This window comes from Bordetella genomosp. 5 (assembly GCF_002261475.1).
Lineage (GTDB): Bacteria > Pseudomonadota > Gammaproteobacteria > Burkholderiales > Burkholderiaceae_B > Bordetella.
The window spans coordinates 288,409-307,473 of the sequence record NZ_NEVN01000009.1; the positions used below are offsets into that span (position 1 = coordinate 288,409).

Genomic DNA, 19,065 nt, shown 5'->3' on the forward strand with positions numbered 1-19,065 from the left:
CTGCGATCAGCCGAAGCGGCCTGTGATGTAGTCCTCGGTTTCTTTGCGCGAGGGCTTCACGAAGATCTGGTCGGTCGCGCCGAACTCCATCAGCTCGCCCAGGTACATGTAGGCGGTGTAGTCGGAGCAGCGCGCAGCCTGTTGCATGTTGTGGGTCACGATGACCACGGTGTATTCATGCTTCAGTTCGGCGATCAGCTCTTCGATCTTGGCGGTCGAGATCGGGTCCAGGGCCGAGCAGGGCTCGTCGAGCAGCAGCACTTCGGGCTTGATGGCCACGCCGCGCGCGATGCACAGACGCTGTTGCTGGCCGCCCGACAGGCTGTTGCCGTTCTGGTGCAGCTTGTCCTTCACTTCGTTCCAGAGCGCGGCCTTGGTGAGCGCCCATTCGACGCGCTCGTCCATTTCGCCCTTGCTCAGTTTCTCGAACAGACGCACGCCGAAGGCGATGTTGTCGTAGATGCTCATCGGGAACGGCGTGGGCTTCTGGAACACCATGCCGACCTTCGCGCGGATCAGCGAGATATCGGTCTTGGAGGTGAGCAGGTTCTCGCCGTCGAGGAGGATTTCGCCCTCGGCGCGTTGGCCCGGATAGAGTTCGAACATGCGATTGAAGGTGCGCAGCAGCGTCGACTTGCCGCAGCCCGACGGACCGATGAAGGCCGTGACCTTGTTTTCGCGGATCGACATGTTCACATTGCGGATCGCATGAAACTTGCCGTAGTAGAAGTTGAGGTTCTTGACCTCAAGCTTGGATTTGACGGCGGTAGCGGTGTTTTCCATTTGACTTTCCTTGGTGCCGGCGGCGGGTCGTGTTGCCCCCGCCGGCGGGCGTCGATGAATTACTTGCGGAACAGGTTACGGGCCAGGATGTTGATGCCAAGCACCAGCAGCGTGATCAACGTGGCGCCGGCCCAGGCCAGGTCATTCCAGTCCTTGAAGGGGCTGGCGGCGTATTGGTAGATCACGACGGGCAGGTTGGCCATCGGCGCGTTCATGTTCCAGGACATGAATTGGTTGGACAGCGCGGTGAACAGCAGCGGCGCGGTTTCGCCGGAGATGCGGGCCACCGCCAGCAGGATGCCGGTGATGATGCCGCTGCGGGCAGCGCGGTAGCACACCAGCGTGATCATGCGGTACTTCGGGCAGCCCAGCGCGGCGGTCGCCTCGCGCAGGCTGTTGGGCACCAGCAGCAGCATGTTGTCGGTCGTGCGCACCACCACCGGAATCACCAGGATGGACAGCGCCAGCGCACCGGCCCAACCCGAGTAGTGGCCCACCTGCGCCACATACACGGCGTAGATGAACAGACCGATGATGATCGACGGCGCCGACAGCAGCACGTCGTTCAGGAAGCGCGTGGCCGGCGCGAGCCAGCCGCGCTGGCCGTACTCGGCCAGGTAGGTGCCGGCCAGGATGCCGATCGGCGTGCCGATGAGCGTGCCGATGCCGGCCATCATCAGGCTGCCCACCACCGCGTTCAGCAGACCACCGGTCTGGCCCGGCGGCGGCGTGATCTCGGTGAAGAGCGCGAACGACAGCGCGGGCGCGCCTTTCGTCAGCAGCGTCAGGATGATCCAGAACAGCCAGAACAGGCCGAACACGAGCGCGCCCAGCGAGACCGTCAGCATCAGGCGATTGATGATGCGGCGGCGCTGGTACACGCTGTTGTGCATGGAGAGGGCGGAGTAAGCCATGAGTCGTCTTCTCGGTACGTGGGCGTCAGGTCTTGGTGCCTTCGCTGGCCGACAGGCGAACCAGCATCACCTTGGCGATGGCCAGCACGACGGTCGTGATCAGGAAGAGGATCAGGCCAAGCTCGAGCAGCGCGGACTTCTGAATGCCACCGGCCTCGTTGAATTCGTTGGCCAGTGCCGAGGCGATCGAGTTGCCCGGTGAGAACAGCGACTCGGAAAAGCGGAACGCGTTACCGATCACGAACGTGACCGCCATCGTTTCGCCGAGCGCGCGGCCCAGGCCCAGCATGATGCCGCCGATGACACCCGAACGCGTGAACGGCAACACCACTTTCCACATCACTTCCCAGGTCGTGCTGCCCAGGCCGTAAGCCGACTCTTTGAGCAGCGGCGGCACCAGTTCGAACACGTCGCGCATGACCGCCGCGATGAACGGGATGATCATGATCGAGAGAATCAGGCCGGCGGTGAAGATGCCGATACCGAACGGCGGCCCCGCGAACAGGCCGCCGATCACCGGCAGGCTGCCGAGCGTGGCGATCAGATAGGGCTGCACGTAGACCTGGAACACCGGCACGAACACGAACAGGCCCCACATGCCGTAGATGATCGACGGGATGGCGGCCAGCATTTCGATGGCGGTGCCGAGCGGACGGCGCAGCCACGTGGGCGAGAGTTCGGTCAGGAAGACGGCGATGCCGAACGACACGGGCACCGCGATGATGAGCGCGATGGCCGAGGTCAGCAGCGTGCCGATGATCGGCACGACCGCGCCGAAGTTCTGATTGACGGGGTCCCAGTCGTTGAGCCACAGGAACGACAGGCCATACTTGGCGAGCGATTCGCGGCTACCGTAGATCAGGGAGACCATGATCGCCGCCAGCAGAATGAACACCAGGAAGGCGAACAGGCGGGTCAGGTTCTTGAAAAGCGCATCCATCAGCGCGTTATTGCTAGGCTTCATAGGCGAAGGCGTACCGGTTGTGGAGTCCGCCCGTTTGGACAGCGGCACACTATTATCCATTACCGCGCTCATGGAAAGGCTTTCCTGTAGTTGCTCTGTCGTTGCTGCACGCGCTGCACAAGGAACAGCGACAAGGTCTTCTGGGCACGCCGGCCGGTGTGACCCGGCCGGCATTTCGTGCCGGCCGCCCGAGGGCGGCCGGTCACGCGGGTATTACTTCGACGTGTAGACCGGCTTGCCGTCGGCGCCCTTCACTTCTTGCCAGGCGGTACGGATCTGGTTCGTCACGGCGTCGGGCAGCGGCACGTAGTCGAGCGCTTCAGCCGACTTGGCGCCATTCTTGAAGGCCCAGTCGAAGAACTCGAGCACGGCCTTGCCTTGCGCCGGCTTGTCCTGATTCTTGTGGATCAGGATGAAGGTGGCGGCGGTGACGGGCCACGACTCGGCACCCGGCTCGTTGGTCAGGACCACGCCCATGCCAGGCGCGCTCTTCCAGTCGGCGTTGGCGGCAGCGGCGGCGAAGGCCTTCTGCTCGGGCTGCACGAACTTGCCATCGGCGTTCTGCAGTTGGGTCCAGGCCAGCTTGTTCTGCTTGGCGTAGGCGTATTCGACGTAGCCGATCGAGTTCTTCAGCTGGCCGACGTAGGCGGCGACGCCTTCGTTACCCTTGCCGCCCTGACCGGTGGGCCACTTCACGGCCTTGCCTTCACCGACTTGCGACTTCCACTCGGGCGACACCTTCGAGAGGTAGTTCGTCCAGCCGAAGGTCGTGCCCGAACCGTCCGAACGGTGCACCACGACGATGTCGGTCGAGGGCAGCTTCAGATCGCCGTTCAGCGACTTGATGGCCGCGTCGTCCCACTTCTTGACCTTGCCGAGGTAGATGTCGGCCAGAACCTTGCCCGACAGCTTCAGTTGGCCCGGGGCCACGCCGTCGACGTTCACGACGGCCACGGTGCCACCGATCACGGCCGGGAACTGGAGCAGACCGCTCTTCTCGAGGTCTTCCGCCTTGAGGGGGTCATCCGAAGCGCCGAAATCGACCGTCTTGGCCTTGATCTGTTGCTGGCCACCGCCCGAACCGATCGACTGATAGTTCACGGCGTTGTTGGTGGCTGCCTTGTAATCCGACGCCCACTTGGCGTAGATCGGGTACGGGAACGATGCGCCGGCGCCGGTGATGTCGGCGGCTTGCACGGCGAAAACAGCGGCGCTCAGGGCGACGCCGAGGGAAACTTGCTTGAAGACACGGTTGAACATTGAGGGTTCCTTCTGTGCTCGTTTAAAGAGGTCCTGCAGGCTTTCTGAGGTCGCCTGTCTGGGCACGGAACGAATGGTAGAGCCTCAATATGACGGGATAGTGACAGTCATAAACGGCGGGCAAAATGAATAAAAATTTTCATTCGCAGCCCGGGGCCACATGCGGCGCGCGGGTAAAAAGCGCCGAATTACGCGCAATTTCAGGCAAATCCACGCAAGAACGCGGCCAGCCCAAGCGGCGGCGTCCGATCCGTCCCTATCCACTTTCATGACAAAGGGCCGGCAATGCCGGCCCCGTTTTTTGCGCTCGCGCGGCGGTCAGCCGCCGAGCTTGTGCATCAGATGATCGTGCAGATCGAACGGCTCGCGGCGGCTGCGCACGCGGGCGTAGCTGCCGTCCGGCAGCCCCTGCCAGGAGAGCTGGTTGTCGCGCAGGGCATACGTGAAGGCCTCGTCGATCACGCGCTTCTTGAGCGTCTTGTCGTAGATCGGGAACGCGATCTCGACGCGGCGGAAGAAGTTGCGGTCCATCCAGTCGGCCGACGAAAGATAGACCGTCTCCGCGCCGTCCGCGTAGAAATAGAACACGCGCGAGTGTTCGAGGAAGCGCCCGATGATGGAACGCACCTTGATGTTCTCCGACAGGCCGGGCACACCGGCGCGCAGCGCGCACACGCCCCGCACGATCAGATCGATCTTGACCCCGGCCTGGCTGGCCTTGTAGAGCTCTTCGATCACCTGCTCTTCCAGCAGCGAATTCATCTTGGCCATGATGCGGGCCCGCTTGCCGGCCTTGGCCGCCTTCGCCTCGGCGCGGATCAGGTGCACCATGCCTTCGTGCAGCGAGAACGGCGACTGCAGCAGCGACTTGAGCTGACGCCGCGCGCCCAGGCCGGTGAGCTGGCCGAAGACCTTGTCCATGTCTTCGCACAGACGCGGATCGGCGGTGATGAGGCCGAAGTCGGTGTAAAGCCGTGCCGTGCGGGGATGATAGTTGCCGGTGCCCAAGTGCGCGTAACGCCTCAGGCGGCCACCTTCGCGGCGCAGCACCAGCGCCATCTTGGCGTGGGTCTTGTGCGCGACCACCCCGTACACCACATGCGCACCCACCTCTTCGAGGCGGGCGGCCCAGTTGATGTTGGTCTGCTCGTCGAAGCGCGCCATCAGCTCCACGACCACCGTCACTTCCTTGCCGGCACGTGCGGCCGCCAGCAGGATCTGCATCAGCTCGGAGTCTTCGCCGGTGCGGTAGATGGTCTGCTTGATGGCCATCACATCCGGATCGCGCGCGGCGGCGGTCAGGAACGAGATCACCGGCTGGAACGATTGATAAGGATGGTGCAGCAGCTGATCGCGCTCGGCCACGGCGGCAAACAACTCGGCGGGCTTGTCGCTCACCTCGTCGAACGGCGCCGGCACCGGCGCGTGGTACGACGGGAACAGCAGGTCGGGCCGGGTATTGGTATTGCAGATCTGCATCAGGCGCGACAGATTCACCGGGCCGCTCACGCGATAGGTGTCTTCGGGCTTGAGCGAGAACTCGCGTTGCAGATAGGCCTCGAGATCGGGCGGCGTGAGCTTGTCGATCTCCAGGCGCACGGCGGCGCCGAAGTTGCGCTGCGACAGCTCGCCCTGCAGCGCGTGACGCAGGTTCGTGACTTCTTCCTCGTCGACGAACAGGTCGCTGTTGCGGGTGACGCGCCACTGATAGCAGCCCAGCATCTCCAGGCCCGGAAACAGCTCGCCCACGAAGGCGCGCAGCAGCGAAGTGAGCAGGATGTAGCCATCGGGATGGCCGGAGATTTCCGGCGGCATCTTGATCAGACGCGGCAGCGCGCGCGGCGCCTGCACCACGGCGATCGAGGCCTGGCGGCCAAAGGCATCGGCACCCGAGAGGGCAACGATGAAGTTCAGGCTCTTGTTGTAGACGCGGGGAAACGGATGGGCCGGGTCCAGACCGATCGGTGTGAGCAGCGGCATCACGTCGCGGTTGAACACCTCGAGCGCCCACGCCGACTGTGCCTCGTTCCACTCCGAGGCGTGGTGCAGCACGATGCCTTCGGCCTGCAGACGCGGCAGGATCTGATCGTTGAGCAGGTCGTACTGGCGCTGCACCAGCGCGTGCACCCCGCTCTGCACCTCGTTGAACGCCTCGCGCAGCGTGCGGCCGTCCACGCCGACCACGTCCGGATCCTGGCGCTTCTGCTCTTTCAGGCTCGAAATCCGGATCTCGAAAAACTCGTCGAGGTTGGAGCTGACGATGCACACATAGCGCAGGCGTTCGAGCAACGGCGTCCGCGGGTTTTCGGCCATCGCCAGCACCCGTTCGTTGAATTTCAGCAGCGAGAGTTCACGATTGAGGAGCAGCGGCTCGGTGGACGAACGAGTGGACATACCGGATTCCATGGCAAAAATAGCAGCTTCGGTTTTTACTGCAAATTCGTGACGGTTCCATGACACTGCACCCGCGGCTCGCGGGGCCTGCGGAGTTGCGTCATGATATGTCTGCGCGCATCTAGCGTACGCCAAATGCGGGACATATGACAGTTACGTTTTTCTTGTCATGGAAATCGCATCTACGGACGGAGCTGTCATATGGGGTCTCTATAATGGCCGGCACTTCAAGTCATCAAGCCTCACCCACACGCCGCATGGATCATCTACTGGCTGCCGTGGACCTCGGGTCCAATAGCTTTCGCCTGTCCATCGGCCGCGTCGTTCTCGAGAACGGCGTGGCTCAGATCTACCAGATCGACCGCCTCAAAGAAACCGTACGCCTTGCCGCCGGCCTGTCCAGCGACCGCCGCCTCGACGACGACGCGATCAACCGCGCCGTCTCCGTGCTCGAGCGTTTCGGCGAGCGACTGCGCAGTTTCCATCCCAATCGCGTACGCGCCGTCGCCACCAATACGTTCCGCGTGGCGCGCAACACGCCGGAATTCCTGCCGCGCGCCGAAGCCGCGCTGGGCTTCCCGATCGAAGTCATCGCCGGCCGCGAAGAGGCCCGCCTGATCTTCTCGGGCGTGGCGCACAGCCTGCCGCCCTCGCCCAACAAGCGCCTGGTCATCGACATCGGCGGCGGCTCCACCGAAGTGATCATCGGCAAGGGCTTCGAGCCCAACCTGATGTCTTCGCTGTACATGGGTTGCGTCAGCTACAGCCGCCAGTTCTTCAGTGACGGCTCGGTCGACGCCTATCAGATGAAGCTGGCCGAGCTCGCGGCGCGCCGCGAGATCGAAGTCATCGCCAAGCAGTATCGCAAGACGGGCTGGAAAGAAGCCTACGCGTCCTCCGGCACCGCCAAGGCGCTGTACGCCATCCTGACCGAATGCGGCTTCTCCGACCGCGGCATCACGCGCGCCGGCCTGGCCAAGCTGAAAGACCGCATCATCCGCTCGGGCCGCGTGGTGCCGAGCGAGCTGCCCGGCATCAAGCTCGAGCGCGCCGACGTGCTGCCCGGCGGGCTGGCCATCATGAGCGCGCTGTTCGACGAGCTCAACATCGACACCATGCACACGGGCGACGGCGCCCTGCGCCTGGGGGTGCTGTACGACCTGCTGGGCCGCGACGACGAACACGACAAGCGTTACGAGTCGGTGCGGCAGTTCATGAAGCGCTATCACGTCGACGTGAACCAGGCCAAGCGCGTGCGCAACACGGCCCTAGCGCTGTTCGATGAGTTGATGCCCGAGGGCGCCGAGCGCGCCGAGCTGCGCAACGCCATCGGCTGGACCGCCGACCTGCACGAGCTGGGCCTGTCCATCGCGCACAACGCGTATCACAAGCACACGGCCTACGTGCTCGACAATGCCGACATGCCGGGCTTCTCGCGCGCCGACCAGCAGCTGATGGCCCTGCTCGCGCTCACGCACCAGGGCAAACTCGGCAAGGTCGAGGGCATGGTCCGCTCGCGTGAGCAGTGGATCGCGATTCTCTGCCTCAGGCTGGCGGCCTTGCTGCTGCGCCGTCGCGAGGACGTGGATCCTCTGCCGATCAAGGTGTCGGTCAAGGGCACGTCGATCGTGGTTCAGGCCGAGCGCAGCTGGCTCGACAGCCATCCGCTCTCCGACTTCACCCTGCGGGGCGAAGAATCAGAATGGAGCAAGATCGGTTTCTCGTTCGAGCTGCTTGAGCTCTAAACGTATTTGCCGGGTTACGCGTCGCACGAAGCGAACTTTCATGCGACGCAGTAACCGGCGCATGATCAGCGCGTCCCGGTCGCGGCCAGCGGCGCCGCTGCGCCCGGCTCGTCCAGGCCAAAGTGGCGGCGGTAGCGCTCGTCCATGGCTTCCATGTCGAGCAGCACCGGAAAGTCGGCCGCATTGAAATCGGGATCCCAGGCCGGCTCGCCGCACACGCGCGCACCCACCTTCAGATAGCCCTTGATGAGCGGCGGCACGCGCGCAGGCAGCGTGCTGTCGAGCTTTTCGACGGGATAGCGGTGCAGCGGCGCCACGCGCAGCTCGCCGTCGGCGGGCATCTGGCGCGCCACCGTGCGCCACACCTCGGCCGCCGTGACGCCGTCGTCGCGCAGGCTTACGCTGGCGCATCCGAGCGCGTAGCGGTAGCCGTTGCGGTGCAGGAAGTTGGCGATGCCGGACCACAGCAGCATGATGACCGCACCGCCGCGATAGTCGGCGTGGGTGCACGAGCGGCCCAGCTCGACGACCTGGTCGCGCATGGCGCCCAGGCCGGAGAGGTCGAATTCGGATTCGGAGTAGTAGCCGCCCGCCTCGCGTGCCTTCTCGGGCGTGAGGATGCGGTAGGTGCCGACCACGCGGCCGGAGTCCAGCTCGCGCACGATCAGGTGTTCACACCAGCGGTCGAAGCGATCCTGCTCGATGCCGTCCTGGGCGTCGGGGAAAACCACACCCATGTCTTCCGTGAAAACCTGGTAGCGCAGACGCTGGCTTTGCTCGACCTCATCGGCCGTTCGTGCCAGTCCCACAGCGAGCGCAGGGGCTGTTGCACCTGCCCAATTGGCCGAGCCCTTGCCGCTGGAATCCAAACGAACTAGTTCGAGCATTGCGGGAAACTCCTAAGACGTGGCGCAAGTTTGGCCCAGCGTCATGTCAGTAATCTGACCGATATGTTACGTGACCATGAAGTTTACGCCGGCCGTCGGACGGCCGCTTTGTTGCGGCGCAAAAAAACGACGACGCTTTGCATAACTTCACATGCCTGAATGCCGAAGGCCCGCGCGAGGCGGGCCTTCGGGCAATTTGCCGGCGAGCCGACAAATTAGGGGACGATAGGCTCAGGCCAGACTATCGGCCAGCTTTTGGGCGTTGGATTGTGCCAGCGCCTCGTCCTCGGCCTCGACCATGAGCCGCAGCTTCGGCTCGGTGCCCGACGCCCGGATCAGCACCCGGCCGCGGCCGGCGAGCTCGGCCTCGACCTCTTTGCGGGCCTGCGCCAGACCTTCGTGCGACTGCCAGTCCTGGCCCGGCTTGAGCGGCACGTTGATCATGACCTGCGGGTACAGACGCAGTTCGGCGACCCACTGGCCCAGCGTGCGGCCGCTCTTGCGCAGCGCCGCCAGCACCTGCAGCGCGGCGATGATGCCGTCGCCCGTGGTGTGGCAATCCAGGCAAAGCAGATGCCCGGAGCTCTCGCCGCCGAACAGCCAGCCTCGCGCCTGCAGTTGCTCGAGCACGTAGCGGTCGCCCACGTTGGCGCGCTCGAAGCCCACGCCGAGTTCTTCCATGGCGCGCTCGAAACCGTAATTGGTCATGAGCGTGCCCACCACGCCTTCGACGGTGGTGCGCTGCATGCGCTCGCGCACGATGGCGTACAGCAGCTCGTCGCCGTTGTAGATGCGGCCGGTGCTGTCGACCATCTGCAGACGGTCGGCGTCGCCGTCGAGCGCGATGCCCAGCTGCGCGCCGCGGGCCTGGACCTCGGCGGCCAGCGCCTCGGGGTGCAGGGCGCCCACGCCCTTGTTGATGTTGAAGCCATCGGGCGAAACGCCGATGGCGTGAACCTCGGCACCGAGTTCGCGGAACACATGCGCGGCGATGTGATACGCGGCGCCGTTGGCCGCGTCCACCACCAGACGGAAACCGTCCAGGTCGAGCGTGTGCGGCACCGTGCTCTTGCAGAATTCGATGTAGCGGCCCTGGGAGTCGGACATGCGGCGGGCGCGGCCGAGATGCTCGGACGTGACGCAGCCGACTTCGCCTTCCAGCGCGGCCTCGATCTCTGCTTCGACGTCATCGGGCAGCTTGGTGCCCTCGGCCGAGAAGAACTTGATGCCGTTGTCTTGGTAGGGATTGTGCGAGGCGCTGATCACGATGCCGGCCACCAGACGCAATGCGCGCGTGAGGTAGGCGACCGCCGGCGTCGGAATCACGCCGGCCAGCAGCACGTCGATCCCCGCGGCCGACAGCCCTGCTTCCAGCGCCGATTCCAGCATGTAGCCGGAAATCCGCGTGTCCTTGCCGATCACGACCGTCGGACGACCCGTCGTGCTTTTGCCCGCGTGCCGCTTGGCGAGCACCCGGCCCGCGGCATAGCCGAGGCGCAGGGCGAAGGCGGCATTGATGACCTGCCCACCCACTTCGCCGCGCACGCCGTCGGTGCCGAAATACTTGCGTTGACTCATAAAGGTAGTCCTCCTTGTTCGGCCGCCTGCCACACTTTCAGGGCATCTACCGTGGCCGCCACGTCGTGCACACGCACGATCGCGGCACCCCGAGCCACGCTTGCCAGGGCGGCGGCAATACTTCCCGCCAGGCGTTCCTCCACCGGGCGGCCCGTCGCCGCCCCGATCATGGATTTACGTGAAACGCCGATCAACAGCGGATATCCGGATGCCCGCAGGCTGGGAAGCCTGCGCAGCAATTCATAATTCTGGGCTTGCGTCTTGCCGAAGCCGAAACCGGGATCGAGCACGATGCGCTTCGGGTCGACCCAGGCGGCGCGCAGACGCTGCGCCCGGGATCCCAGGAACACGCCGATCTCGCCAATCAGGTCGGTGTACTCGGGCGCCGTCTGCATGGTGCGCGGCTCACCCTTCATGTGCATGACACACAGGCCGCAGCGCGATTGCGCCACCGCCTCGATGGCGCCGGGCTGCCGGAAGCCGTAGATGTCGTTGATCATGTCGGCGCCGGCGTCGAGCACGGCGCGCATGACCTCGGGCTTGAAGGTGTCGACCGACACCGGCACGCCGCAGTCGCGCATCGCCTCGATCACCGGCAGCAGCCGGCGCAGCTCTTCGTCGGCCGGCACCGGATCGGCGCCCGGCCGGGTGGATTCGCCACCGAGGTCGAGAATATGGGCGCCTTCGGCGACGAGCTGACGCGCGTGCGCGATGGCGGCATCGGCATCGGGGTGCTCACCGGCATCGGAAAACGAGTCCGGCGTGCAATTGACGATGCCCATGACAAGCGGGCGTTCGAGATCCAACTCGAAACGCCCGCAAAGAAGGTTACTGGCCATGGAACTGCAAGTGGGGCCGCGAAGGCGGTCTGATCGGGATCAGACCGCGGCAGGCGTGCTGCCCGACGCCACGCCCGACGCGGGCGAATCCGGCGTGTCGGACGGACCTTGGGGGGTCTTCGGGGGACGCGGCGGGCGGCCCGAGATGATGTCGTCGATCTGGTCGGCGTCGATCGTCTCCCACTCGAGCAGCGCGCTGGTCATGACTTCGACCTTGTCACGGTTGTCTTCGAGGATGCGGCGGGCTACGCCGTACTGCTCGTCGATGATGTGACGAATCGCGCTGTCGACCTTCTGCATCGTGGCTTCGGACACATGCGTGGTTTTGGTCACGCTGCGGCCCAGGAACACTTCGCCTTCGTTTTCGGCGTAGACCATCGGGCCCAGCTCGTCGGTCATGCCGTAGCGGGTCACGATGTCGCGAGCGATGGCGGTGGCGCGTTCGAAGTCGTTCGAGGCACCGGTCGTCATCTGGTTCATGAAGATCTCTTCGGCGATACGGCCACCGAACAGCACGGCGATGGTGCTGAGCAGACGCTCCTTGTCCATGCTGTAGCGGTCACCCTCGGGCAACTGCATGGTCACGCCCAGCGCACGACCGCGCGGGATGATGGTGACCTTGTGCACGGGGTCGGTCTTGGGCAGCATGCGCGCCACGATGGCATGGCCGGACTCGTGGTAAGCGGTGTTCTTGCGCTCTTCTTCGGGCATCACGATGGAGCGGCGTTCCGCACCCATGATGATCTTGTCCTTGGCCTTTTCGAAGTCGGACATATCGACCGTGCGGCCATTGCGGCGGGCGGCGAACAGCGCGGCTTCGTTGACCAGGTTGGCCAGATCGGCGCCGGAGAAGCCCGGGGTGCCGCGCGCCAGGATGGTGGCGTCGACGTTGGGCGACAGGGGCACCTTGCGCATGTGCACCTTGAGGATCTGCTCGCGGCCGCGGATGTCGGGCAGCGGCACCACGACCTGACGGTCGAAGCGGCCCGGACGCAGCAGCGCGGGATCGAGCACGTCGGGACGGTTGGTGGCCGCGATCACGATCACGCCCTGGCCCGACTCGAAGCCGTCCATCTCGACCAGCATCTGGTTGAGGGTTTGCTCGCGTTCGTCGTTGCCGCCGCCGAGACCGGCGCCGCGCTGACGGCCCACCGCATCGATTTCGTCGATGAAGATGATGCAAGGCGCGTGCTTCTTGGCGTTTTCGAACATGTCGCGCACGCGGGCCGCGCCCACGCCGACGAACATTTCAACGAAGTCGGAACCCGAGATGCTGAAGAACGGCACCTTGGCTTCGCCGGCAATGGCCTTGGCGAGCAGGGTCTTGCCGGTACCGGGCGAACCGACCATCAGCACGCCGCGGGGAATGCGGCCGCCGAGCTTCTGGAACTTGCTGGGGTCGCGCAGGAAATCCACCAGCTCCTGCACGTCTTCCTTGGCTTCGTCGCAACCGGCGACGTCGGCGAAGGTGACCTGATTGGTGTTTTCGTCGAGCATGCGAGCGCGCGACTTGCCGAAGCTGAACGCGCCGCCACGGCCTCCCCCCTGCATCTGTCGCATGAAGAAGATCCACACGCCGATCAGCAGCAGCATCGGGAACCACGACACGAAGATGCTCATCAGCAGCGACGGCTCTTCGCGCGCCTTGCCGGAGACCTGCACGCCGTACTTGAGCAGATCGGACACCATCCAGAGGTCGCCGGGCGACGTCAGGGTGTACGAGCGGCCGGAGTCGGGCGTGACGTAAAGCACGTCGCCCTGCACATCGACCTTGCGGATACGACCCGCCTTGGCGTCGTCCATGAACTGGGTGTACGACACACCGTCCTGGCTTTGTGCACGGCCATCAAACTGCTTGAATACCGTGAACAGGACCAGTGCGATCACCATCCAGACCGCGACTTTAGAAAACGAATTGTTCAAGGTCGATCTCCTGCTATCGATTCCGACCGGTGGCTGGCTTCCCGCGAGAAAACCCAGCCAACAAATTTGTCAATGGCCCATTCTACCCTGTCAGAGCGGTTCGCGTGGGACGCCGCCCGGGACCGGACGGTTTCGTTTGGTGTAAGACTTTTGCCGTAGGGATTTGCCAGTGACATTTGCCGGTCTGCGGCCCAGGGCGCAGGCCGTGAGAGCGGATCGTGCAGAAGGCGGGCGCCCCCCCTTTGGACGGTACTGCGGGGCGTTACTGCGACAAAACGGCTATTTCAGATCGCGTGCCACCAGGAAAGTTTCGGAGGACCGATCGCGCGAAGCCTTGGGCTTGCGCTCGACGACCCGCTTGAACACCTGCTTGTACGACTGGACGATCTGAGAAAACCCGCTGCCATGGAAGGCTTTGACGATCAGGGCGCCATTGGGCTTCAGGTGCGACCGGGCAAATTCAAGGGCCAGATCACAACAGTGCGCAATGCGCGCCGAGTCGGCAGAGCCTACCCCGGACAAGTTGGGGGCCATGTCGGAGATTACAAGGTCTACCGCCTGCGATCCGACGCGGGTTTCGAGCTCGTGCAGGACTTCGTCGTCGCGGAAGTCGCCGATGAAGAACTCGACGCCCGCGATCGGCTCCATCGGCAGCATGTCGAGCGCGATGATGCGGCCGTCGACCACGCCGCCGGGTCCGGCCAGACGCTCGCGCGCGACCTGCGACCAACTACCGGGGGCCGACCCCAGATCTACGACGACGTCGCCGCGGCGCAGCAGCTTTTCGGCATCGACGATCTCGATCAGCTTGAACGCCGCCCGGGCGCGATAACCCTTCTGTTGCGCCAGCTTCACATAAGGATCGTTGATGTGCTGGTGAATCCAGTCTTTGGAGAATTTATTCTTGGCCATTACCGTACAATTCCACGCATGCCTATATTAGAACTCACCTCTCGCGAACGCGGCGACCTGCGGTCCGCCGCGCATGCCCTGCGCCCGGTCGTCCTCATCGGTGACAACGGCCTGACCGAGGCCGTGCTCAAAGAAATCGACCGCGCCCTCAACGCCCACGAACTGATCAAGGTTCGCGCTGGCGGCGACGACCGCGAGGCCCGCGAAGCCATGCTCGCGACCATCTGCGACACGCTGTCGTGCGCCCCGGTGCATCACCTGGGCAAGCTGTTCATCCTCTACCGCCACGATACCCGCGCGCAAGCCGAATCGGAAAGCACCGGCACCAAGCGCCGCGCGTCCGAGCCGCACACGCCCAAGAAGCTCGCCGCCGAAGGCAAGACGCTCACCAAGAGCCGTCCCGCCCGCAGCAAGCCCGAGGCCGCCGTGCCCGACAAGCTGGGCCATTCGAAGGCGCGCGAGCTGCTCAACGAAAACGGCCGTCCGGCCCGCCCGAGCAACCGCAAGGCCGCCGCCACGCCGCACGGTGTGCCGCGCCGCGCCGGCAGCGCGCTCAGCCTACGAGCCGGTGCCCGTTCGGGCGGCGGCGTGCGCACCGGCGCCGTTCGCAAGACGACCCGCACGGGCCGCAAGTAAGTCTCTCTACCAGCCGTCGCCGCTCATGCGGCGCCGGCTGCGTTTTCTTTTTTCCCCTGTCCGTCCTTTGCGATCTGCCCAGGCAGATGGCACGCTTGCGTGCGCTCGTAAGGCAGGGCCGGTAACGCACGGCCTGTAAGGCGCACTGCCGCTCAGGCACGAGCTGTCGTGCACGGCCTATAACGACGGCACCTGGTGCCCAGCCTTAAGGACGGCACCCGGGCGCGCGGCCGGGACTCGCAGGGAAACTTCCAAGAAGATAAAACCGCGCCCCCAACCCGGATCGGGACGACCAGACCTGCGTCTGGCATACCCTGGGCCTGGAGCTCGGAACCACGCTTTGCACCCGTTCCTGGCCACTAGCCGGGCTGGAAAGGGCGGCACCGCTCAGGTGCCTGGATCGACGGCGCCGCTCGGGCTGCCGTTGCGTGGCGCGCAGGAAACTGCGGCCGGGCTCCGCGGGGGCGGAATCGGCGTCAGAGGTAACGCACGCCGAGGACTTCGTACTCACGCACGCCCGACGGGGCCTGCACTTCGACCACATCGCCTTCGCTCTTGCCGATCAGCGCGCGCGCGACGGGACTCGAGACGGAGATGAGGTTGGACTTGATATCGGCTTCGACGTCGCCGACGATCTGGTAGGTCAGGCGGTCGCCCGAATCCAGGTCTTCGATGTCGACGGTCGCGCCGAACACGGCACGGCCTTCGGCGTCCAGCGCCGTGGGGTCGATCAAGTGGGCGTTCGAGAGCGTGCCCTCGAGTTCGGCGATGCGGCCTTCGATGAAACCCTGACGCTCGCGGGCGGCGTCGTATTCGGCGTTTTCCGACAGATCACCCTGCGCACGCGCTTCGGCGATCGCATTGATCACGGACGGGCGTTCGATGGTTTTCAAGCGGTGCAACTCGGCCTGCAAGCGCTCGGCCCCGCGCACTGTCAACGGAATGGCAGACATGTCGTTTCCCAAACAAAAAAATGAAAACGCTCCGATGGAGCGCTTCGGTGAAGGTCTAGGCCGAGCTGCACCCCCGCGTCCGATGCTTGAGCAAACGGCACGGCCGGGCGAGGCGAGCAAGGGGGACCCGGGAGAGTTCGAGGGCCTGAGCCCACGCTCCCCTTTTTTGTCTCCTGGGCCGGCACTGCCGTCGTGATGCGGCGAGGCTTCGACCAAAACAAAACCCCGGCTCGGGTCGGAACCGGGGCAATCAAGTCATCATTGTGGTCAAAGCCGAAAGAAAATGCAAGTGGCCCCACCGGCTGCCGATGTTGCTGCGATTTCGACCCTATTTCGGCATGATTTCGCCGTCGTTATCGTCGTATCGCCACAGAACCCTCAACGGCGCGCGGGCCGGCGCAGCAGGCCCAGCACCGCATACAGGATGATGGCGCCGAACGTGGCGGTCCCGATGCCACCGAGCAGGAAGTCGCCGATCTTGAGGGTGAAATCGCCCGCGCCCAGCACCAGCGTGACGGCCGCCACGATCAGGTTGCGGTTATCGGCGAAGTCGACCTGGTTGACCACCCAGATGCGCGCGCCGGCGATGGCAATCAGACCGAACACCACGACCGACATGCCGCCCAGCACCGGACCGGGGATGGTCTGGATGAGCGCGCCGAACTTGGGCGAGAAGCCCAGCACGATGGCGATGAGCGCGGCCAGCACGAACACCAGCGAGGAATAAATGCGCGTGACCGCCATGACGCCGATGTTCTCGGCGTAGGTGGTGACGCCCGTGCCGCCGACGGCGCCGGAGACCATGGTCGCCACGCCGTCGCCCACGAAGGCCCGGCCCAGGTAGCGGTCCATGTCGCGGCCGGTCATGGCGCTCACGGCCTTTACGTGGCCGAGATTCTCGGCCACCAGGATGATCGCGATCGGGACGATGAGGCCCATGGCCTCGGCCTTGAACACCGGCGCGGCGAAGGTCGGCAGACCGACCCAGGCCGCGGCGGCCACGCCGGAAGAGTCGATCGGCTTGCCCAGGCCCAGCCCGTTGGCGCAGATCGCGTAGATCACGCAGGCCAGGATCAGGCCCACCAGGATCAGCAGGCGTTGCACCATGCCGCGCGTGGCCACGGCAATCCCGCCCACGCAGAACATGGTGACGATGGCCATGGTGGCATCGAACGTGGACGTGCCCATCGCCCCCTTGGCGGCGATCGGCGCCAGGTTCAGCCCGATCACGGCCACGACCGCGCCGGTCACGACCGGAGGCATCAGCGCTTCGATCCAGCGCGCGCCGCCGCCGCGTCGGTCACCGACGAACCAGACCAGCACGCCGATCAGCGTGTAAGCGAGACCGCAGGCGATGATCGCGCCGAGCGCCACGCCGATATTGGCGTTGGGCCCCGAGCCGGCGTAGCCCGTGACGGCGACGACGCCGCCGATGAAGGCAAAGCTCGAGCCGAGATAGCTGGGCACGCGCCCGCCCACGAACAGGAAGAAGATCAGGGTACCGATGCCCGACATCAGGATCGCCACGTTCGGGTCGAAACCCATCAGCAGCGGGGCGAGCACGGTGGAGCCGAACATGGCGACGACGTGCTGCGCGCCCATGGCCACGTTCTTGGGCCAGGACAGGCGCTCGTCGGGCGCGATGATGGTGCCGGGGACCGAGTCGTCGACCTGACGCCAGCGCGGGAAATAGGAGTCGGACATGGAAATTCCACTCAGGAAGGGATAGGCGGGCGCAAGTGTAAGGGCCACGGCAAACAGCCTGCAACGGGATTTATGCCGATGGGCGCGCGTTCGCAATGATCGGGCACATCAGAATTTGTGATTGGACGGTCCGCGGGGGCGCGTCTATGGTCGTCCTACAAATCCAATACAAGAGGAGACAGACCATGCGCATCCTGCGTCCCACGCTGGCAGCCGCGTTGCTGGCCGCCTGCGGGCCGGCCCTGGCCGGCACCGTGACGGTGATCACGTCCTTTCCCAAGGACCTGACCCAGGCCTACAAAACGGCCTTCGAGAAGGCCAATCCCGGCATCACGCTGGAAATCCTCAACAAGAACACCGTCGCGGGCATCGCGTTCGTGCGCGAGACGCCCGCCGGCCAGCGCCCGGAAGTGTTCTGGGCCAGCGCGCCCGACGCGTTCGAGGTGCTGAACCGCGACAAGCTGCTCGCCAAGGCGCCGGACGCGCTGAACAAGAATGTGCCGGACAAGATCGGCAGCTACCCGATCAACGACCCCTCGGGCATGTACATGGGCCAGGCCCTGGCCGGCTACGGCATCATGTACAACACCCGCTATATCAAGGCGCACAAGCTGACGCCGCCGGTCGAGTGGAAGGATCTGCTCGCGCCGCAATGGTTCGGCCACGTCGGCATCACGGCGCCGTCGCGCTCCGGCACGATGCACCTCACGGTCGAGACCATTCTGCAGGGCGAGGGCTGGGACGAAGGGTGGCAGACCTTGCTGCGCATGTCGGGCAACGCCAGCGCGGTCACCGAACGCTCGTTCGGCGTGCCCGATGGCGTGAACAACGGCCAGTTTGCCGCCGGCCCGGTGATCGACTTCTTCGGCCTGTCGAGCAAGTATTCGAAGTTCCCCGTGGAGTTCGTGTATCCCTCCGAGACCGCGATCGTGCCGGCCAACATCGCGCTGATCGACGGCGCGAAGAATAGCGAGGAAGGCAAGAAGTTCATCGCCTTCACGCTGAGCGAAGCCGGTCAGGAGCTGCTGCTCGAACCCAAGATCTCGCGCCTGCCCGTGCTGCCCTACGACCAGATGAAGGGCAAGATTCCGGAGGGCTACCCGGATCCGGCCGAGATCGCCAAGCGCAGCAAGGTGCACTTCGACGCCGACCTGTCGCAGTCGCGCTATTACGTGGTGCAGAGCCTGTACGACCAGACCATCACGTTCCGCCTGAAGGAGCTGCAGGCGGCCACGCGCGCCATCTACGAGGCGGAAGCCAAGCTGGGCGACAAGGCCAAGAGCGGCAAGCCGGCCGAGCTGCTGGCGCAGGCGCGCAAACTCACCTGGGCACCGCTGGTCGACGGCAAGCGCGCCGCCGATCCCGCGTTCCTGAAGATCTTCGCCGGCAACAAGAAAGATGCCGCGGTGAACCAGCAGATCACGCAGATGGAAGGCGAATGGAACGGCAAGGCCCGCGCCAACTATGAAGAAGCGGTGAAGCTGGCCCGCCAAGCCGCCGCGCTCTGATCGAGGGCCGGTAACGACCGGCTTGGAGCGGCCGGCCAGGTTTCTGGCCGCCCGCTCCCCCTACT

The 19,065-nt window shown here is 64.9% G+C and carries 15 protein-coding genes; 3 read left to right on the forward strand and 12 right to left on the reverse strand.

The features are described 5' to 3' along the window. Window positions 1–6: 6 nt before the first annotated feature. From pstB to ppk1, 5 genes are all read right to left on the reverse strand, one after another. Window positions 7–783: a phosphate ABC transporter ATP-binding protein PstB gene (gene pstB, locus CEK29_RS17760; RefSeq protein ID WP_094802660.1), complete on the reverse strand. Its 777-nt coding sequence runs from the start codon at window positions 781–783 to the stop codon at window positions 7–9. Window positions 784–842: 59 nt separating this feature from the next. Next, window positions 843–1,697, reverse strand: a complete 855-nt coding sequence (gene pstA, locus CEK29_RS17765) for a phosphate ABC transporter permease PstA (RefSeq protein WP_094802662.1) — start codon at window positions 1,695–1,697, stop codon at window positions 843–845. A 25-nt stretch (window positions 1,698–1,722) separates the two neighbouring features. Next, on the reverse strand, window positions 1,723–2,733 hold the full coding sequence (pstC, locus tag CEK29_RS17770) for a phosphate ABC transporter permease subunit PstC (protein ID WP_094802664.1): 1,011 nt from the start codon (window positions 2,731–2,733) through the stop codon (window positions 1,723–1,725). A gap of 141 nt (window positions 2,734–2,874) precedes the next feature. Then, a complete protein-coding gene (pstS, locus tag CEK29_RS17775; RefSeq protein ID WP_094802666.1) occupies window positions 2,875–3,921 on the reverse strand; it encodes a phosphate ABC transporter substrate-binding protein PstS in 1,047 nt (348 codons plus the stop codon). 318 nt (window positions 3,922–4,239) lie between these two features. Next, complete coding sequence (gene ppk1, locus CEK29_RS17780) at window positions 4,240–6,315, reverse strand: polyphosphate kinase 1 (protein WP_094802668.1); 2,076 nt, start codon at window positions 6,313–6,315, stop codon at window positions 4,240–4,242. A gap of 257 nt (window positions 6,316–6,572) precedes the next feature. Between ppk1 and ppx the strand changes: the two genes are divergently transcribed. Further along, the gene (gene ppx / locus CEK29_RS17785; protein WP_094802670.1) at window positions 6,573–8,060 is read left to right on the forward strand and encodes an exopolyphosphatase; all 1,488 of its coding nucleotides are present in this window, start codon (window positions 6,573–6,575) and stop codon (window positions 8,058–8,060) included. A 65-nt stretch (window positions 8,061–8,125) separates the two neighbouring features. Here ppx and CEK29_RS17790 read toward each other — a convergent pair whose 3' ends face one another. The 5 genes from CEK29_RS17790 to CEK29_RS17810 form a co-directional block, all read right to left on the reverse strand. Beyond that, a complete protein-coding gene (locus tag CEK29_RS17790) occupies window positions 8,126–8,947 on the reverse strand; it encodes a GNAT family N-acetyltransferase (protein ID WP_094802672.1) in 822 nt (273 codons plus the stop codon). Window positions 8,948–9,178: 231 nt separating this feature from the next. Then, on the reverse strand, window positions 9,179–10,525 hold the full coding sequence (glmM, locus tag CEK29_RS17795; protein WP_094802713.1) for a phosphoglucosamine mutase: 1,347 nt from the start codon (window positions 10,523–10,525) through the stop codon (window positions 9,179–9,181). Further along, window positions 10,522–11,364 (reverse strand): dihydropteroate synthase, encoded by an 843-nt coding sequence (gene folP, locus CEK29_RS17800; RefSeq protein WP_094802715.1) that lies wholly within the window; start codon window positions 11,362–11,364, stop codon window positions 10,522–10,524. Before folP ends, glmM begins: the two co-directional genes overlap by 4 nt. Before the next feature lie 39 nt (window positions 11,365–11,403). Beyond that, the gene (ftsH, locus tag CEK29_RS17805) at window positions 11,404–13,287 is read right to left on the reverse strand and encodes an ATP-dependent zinc metalloprotease FtsH (protein WP_094802717.1); all 1,884 of its coding nucleotides are present in this window, start codon (window positions 13,285–13,287) and stop codon (window positions 11,404–11,406) included. Window positions 13,288–13,566: 279 nt separating this feature from the next. Then, entirely contained in the window at window positions 13,567–14,199 is a 633-nt protein-coding gene (locus CEK29_RS17810; protein WP_094802719.1) for an RlmE family RNA methyltransferase, read from the reverse strand. A gap of 18 nt (window positions 14,200–14,217) precedes the next feature. On the opposite strand from CEK29_RS17810, the gene CEK29_RS17815 reads away from it, so the two are divergent. Then, window positions 14,218–14,835: a YhbY family RNA-binding protein gene (locus CEK29_RS17815; protein WP_094858856.1), complete on the forward strand. Its 618-nt coding sequence runs from the start codon at window positions 14,218–14,220 to the stop codon at window positions 14,833–14,835. Between the two features lie 476 nt (window positions 14,836–15,311). On the opposite strand, the gene greA is transcribed toward CEK29_RS17815, so the two are convergent. Both greA and CEK29_RS17825 read right to left on the reverse strand, forming a co-directional pair. After that, window positions 15,312–15,788 (reverse strand): transcription elongation factor GreA, encoded by a 477-nt coding sequence (greA, locus tag CEK29_RS17820; protein WP_094802723.1) that lies wholly within the window; start codon window positions 15,786–15,788, stop codon window positions 15,312–15,314. 378 nt (window positions 15,789–16,166) lie between these two features. Continuing rightward, entirely contained in the window at window positions 16,167–17,492 is a 1,326-nt protein-coding gene (locus tag CEK29_RS17825; RefSeq protein WP_094858857.1) for a solute carrier family 23 protein, read from the reverse strand. A gap of 185 nt (window positions 17,493–17,677) precedes the next feature. Here CEK29_RS17825 and CEK29_RS17830 point away from each other — a divergent pair, with 185 nt between their 5' ends. Continuing rightward, the gene (locus CEK29_RS17830; RefSeq protein ID WP_094858858.1) at window positions 17,678–19,000 is read left to right on the forward strand and encodes an ABC transporter substrate-binding protein; all 1,323 of its coding nucleotides are present in this window, start codon (window positions 17,678–17,680) and stop codon (window positions 18,998–19,000) included. Window positions 19,001–19,065: the final 65 nt, after the last annotated feature.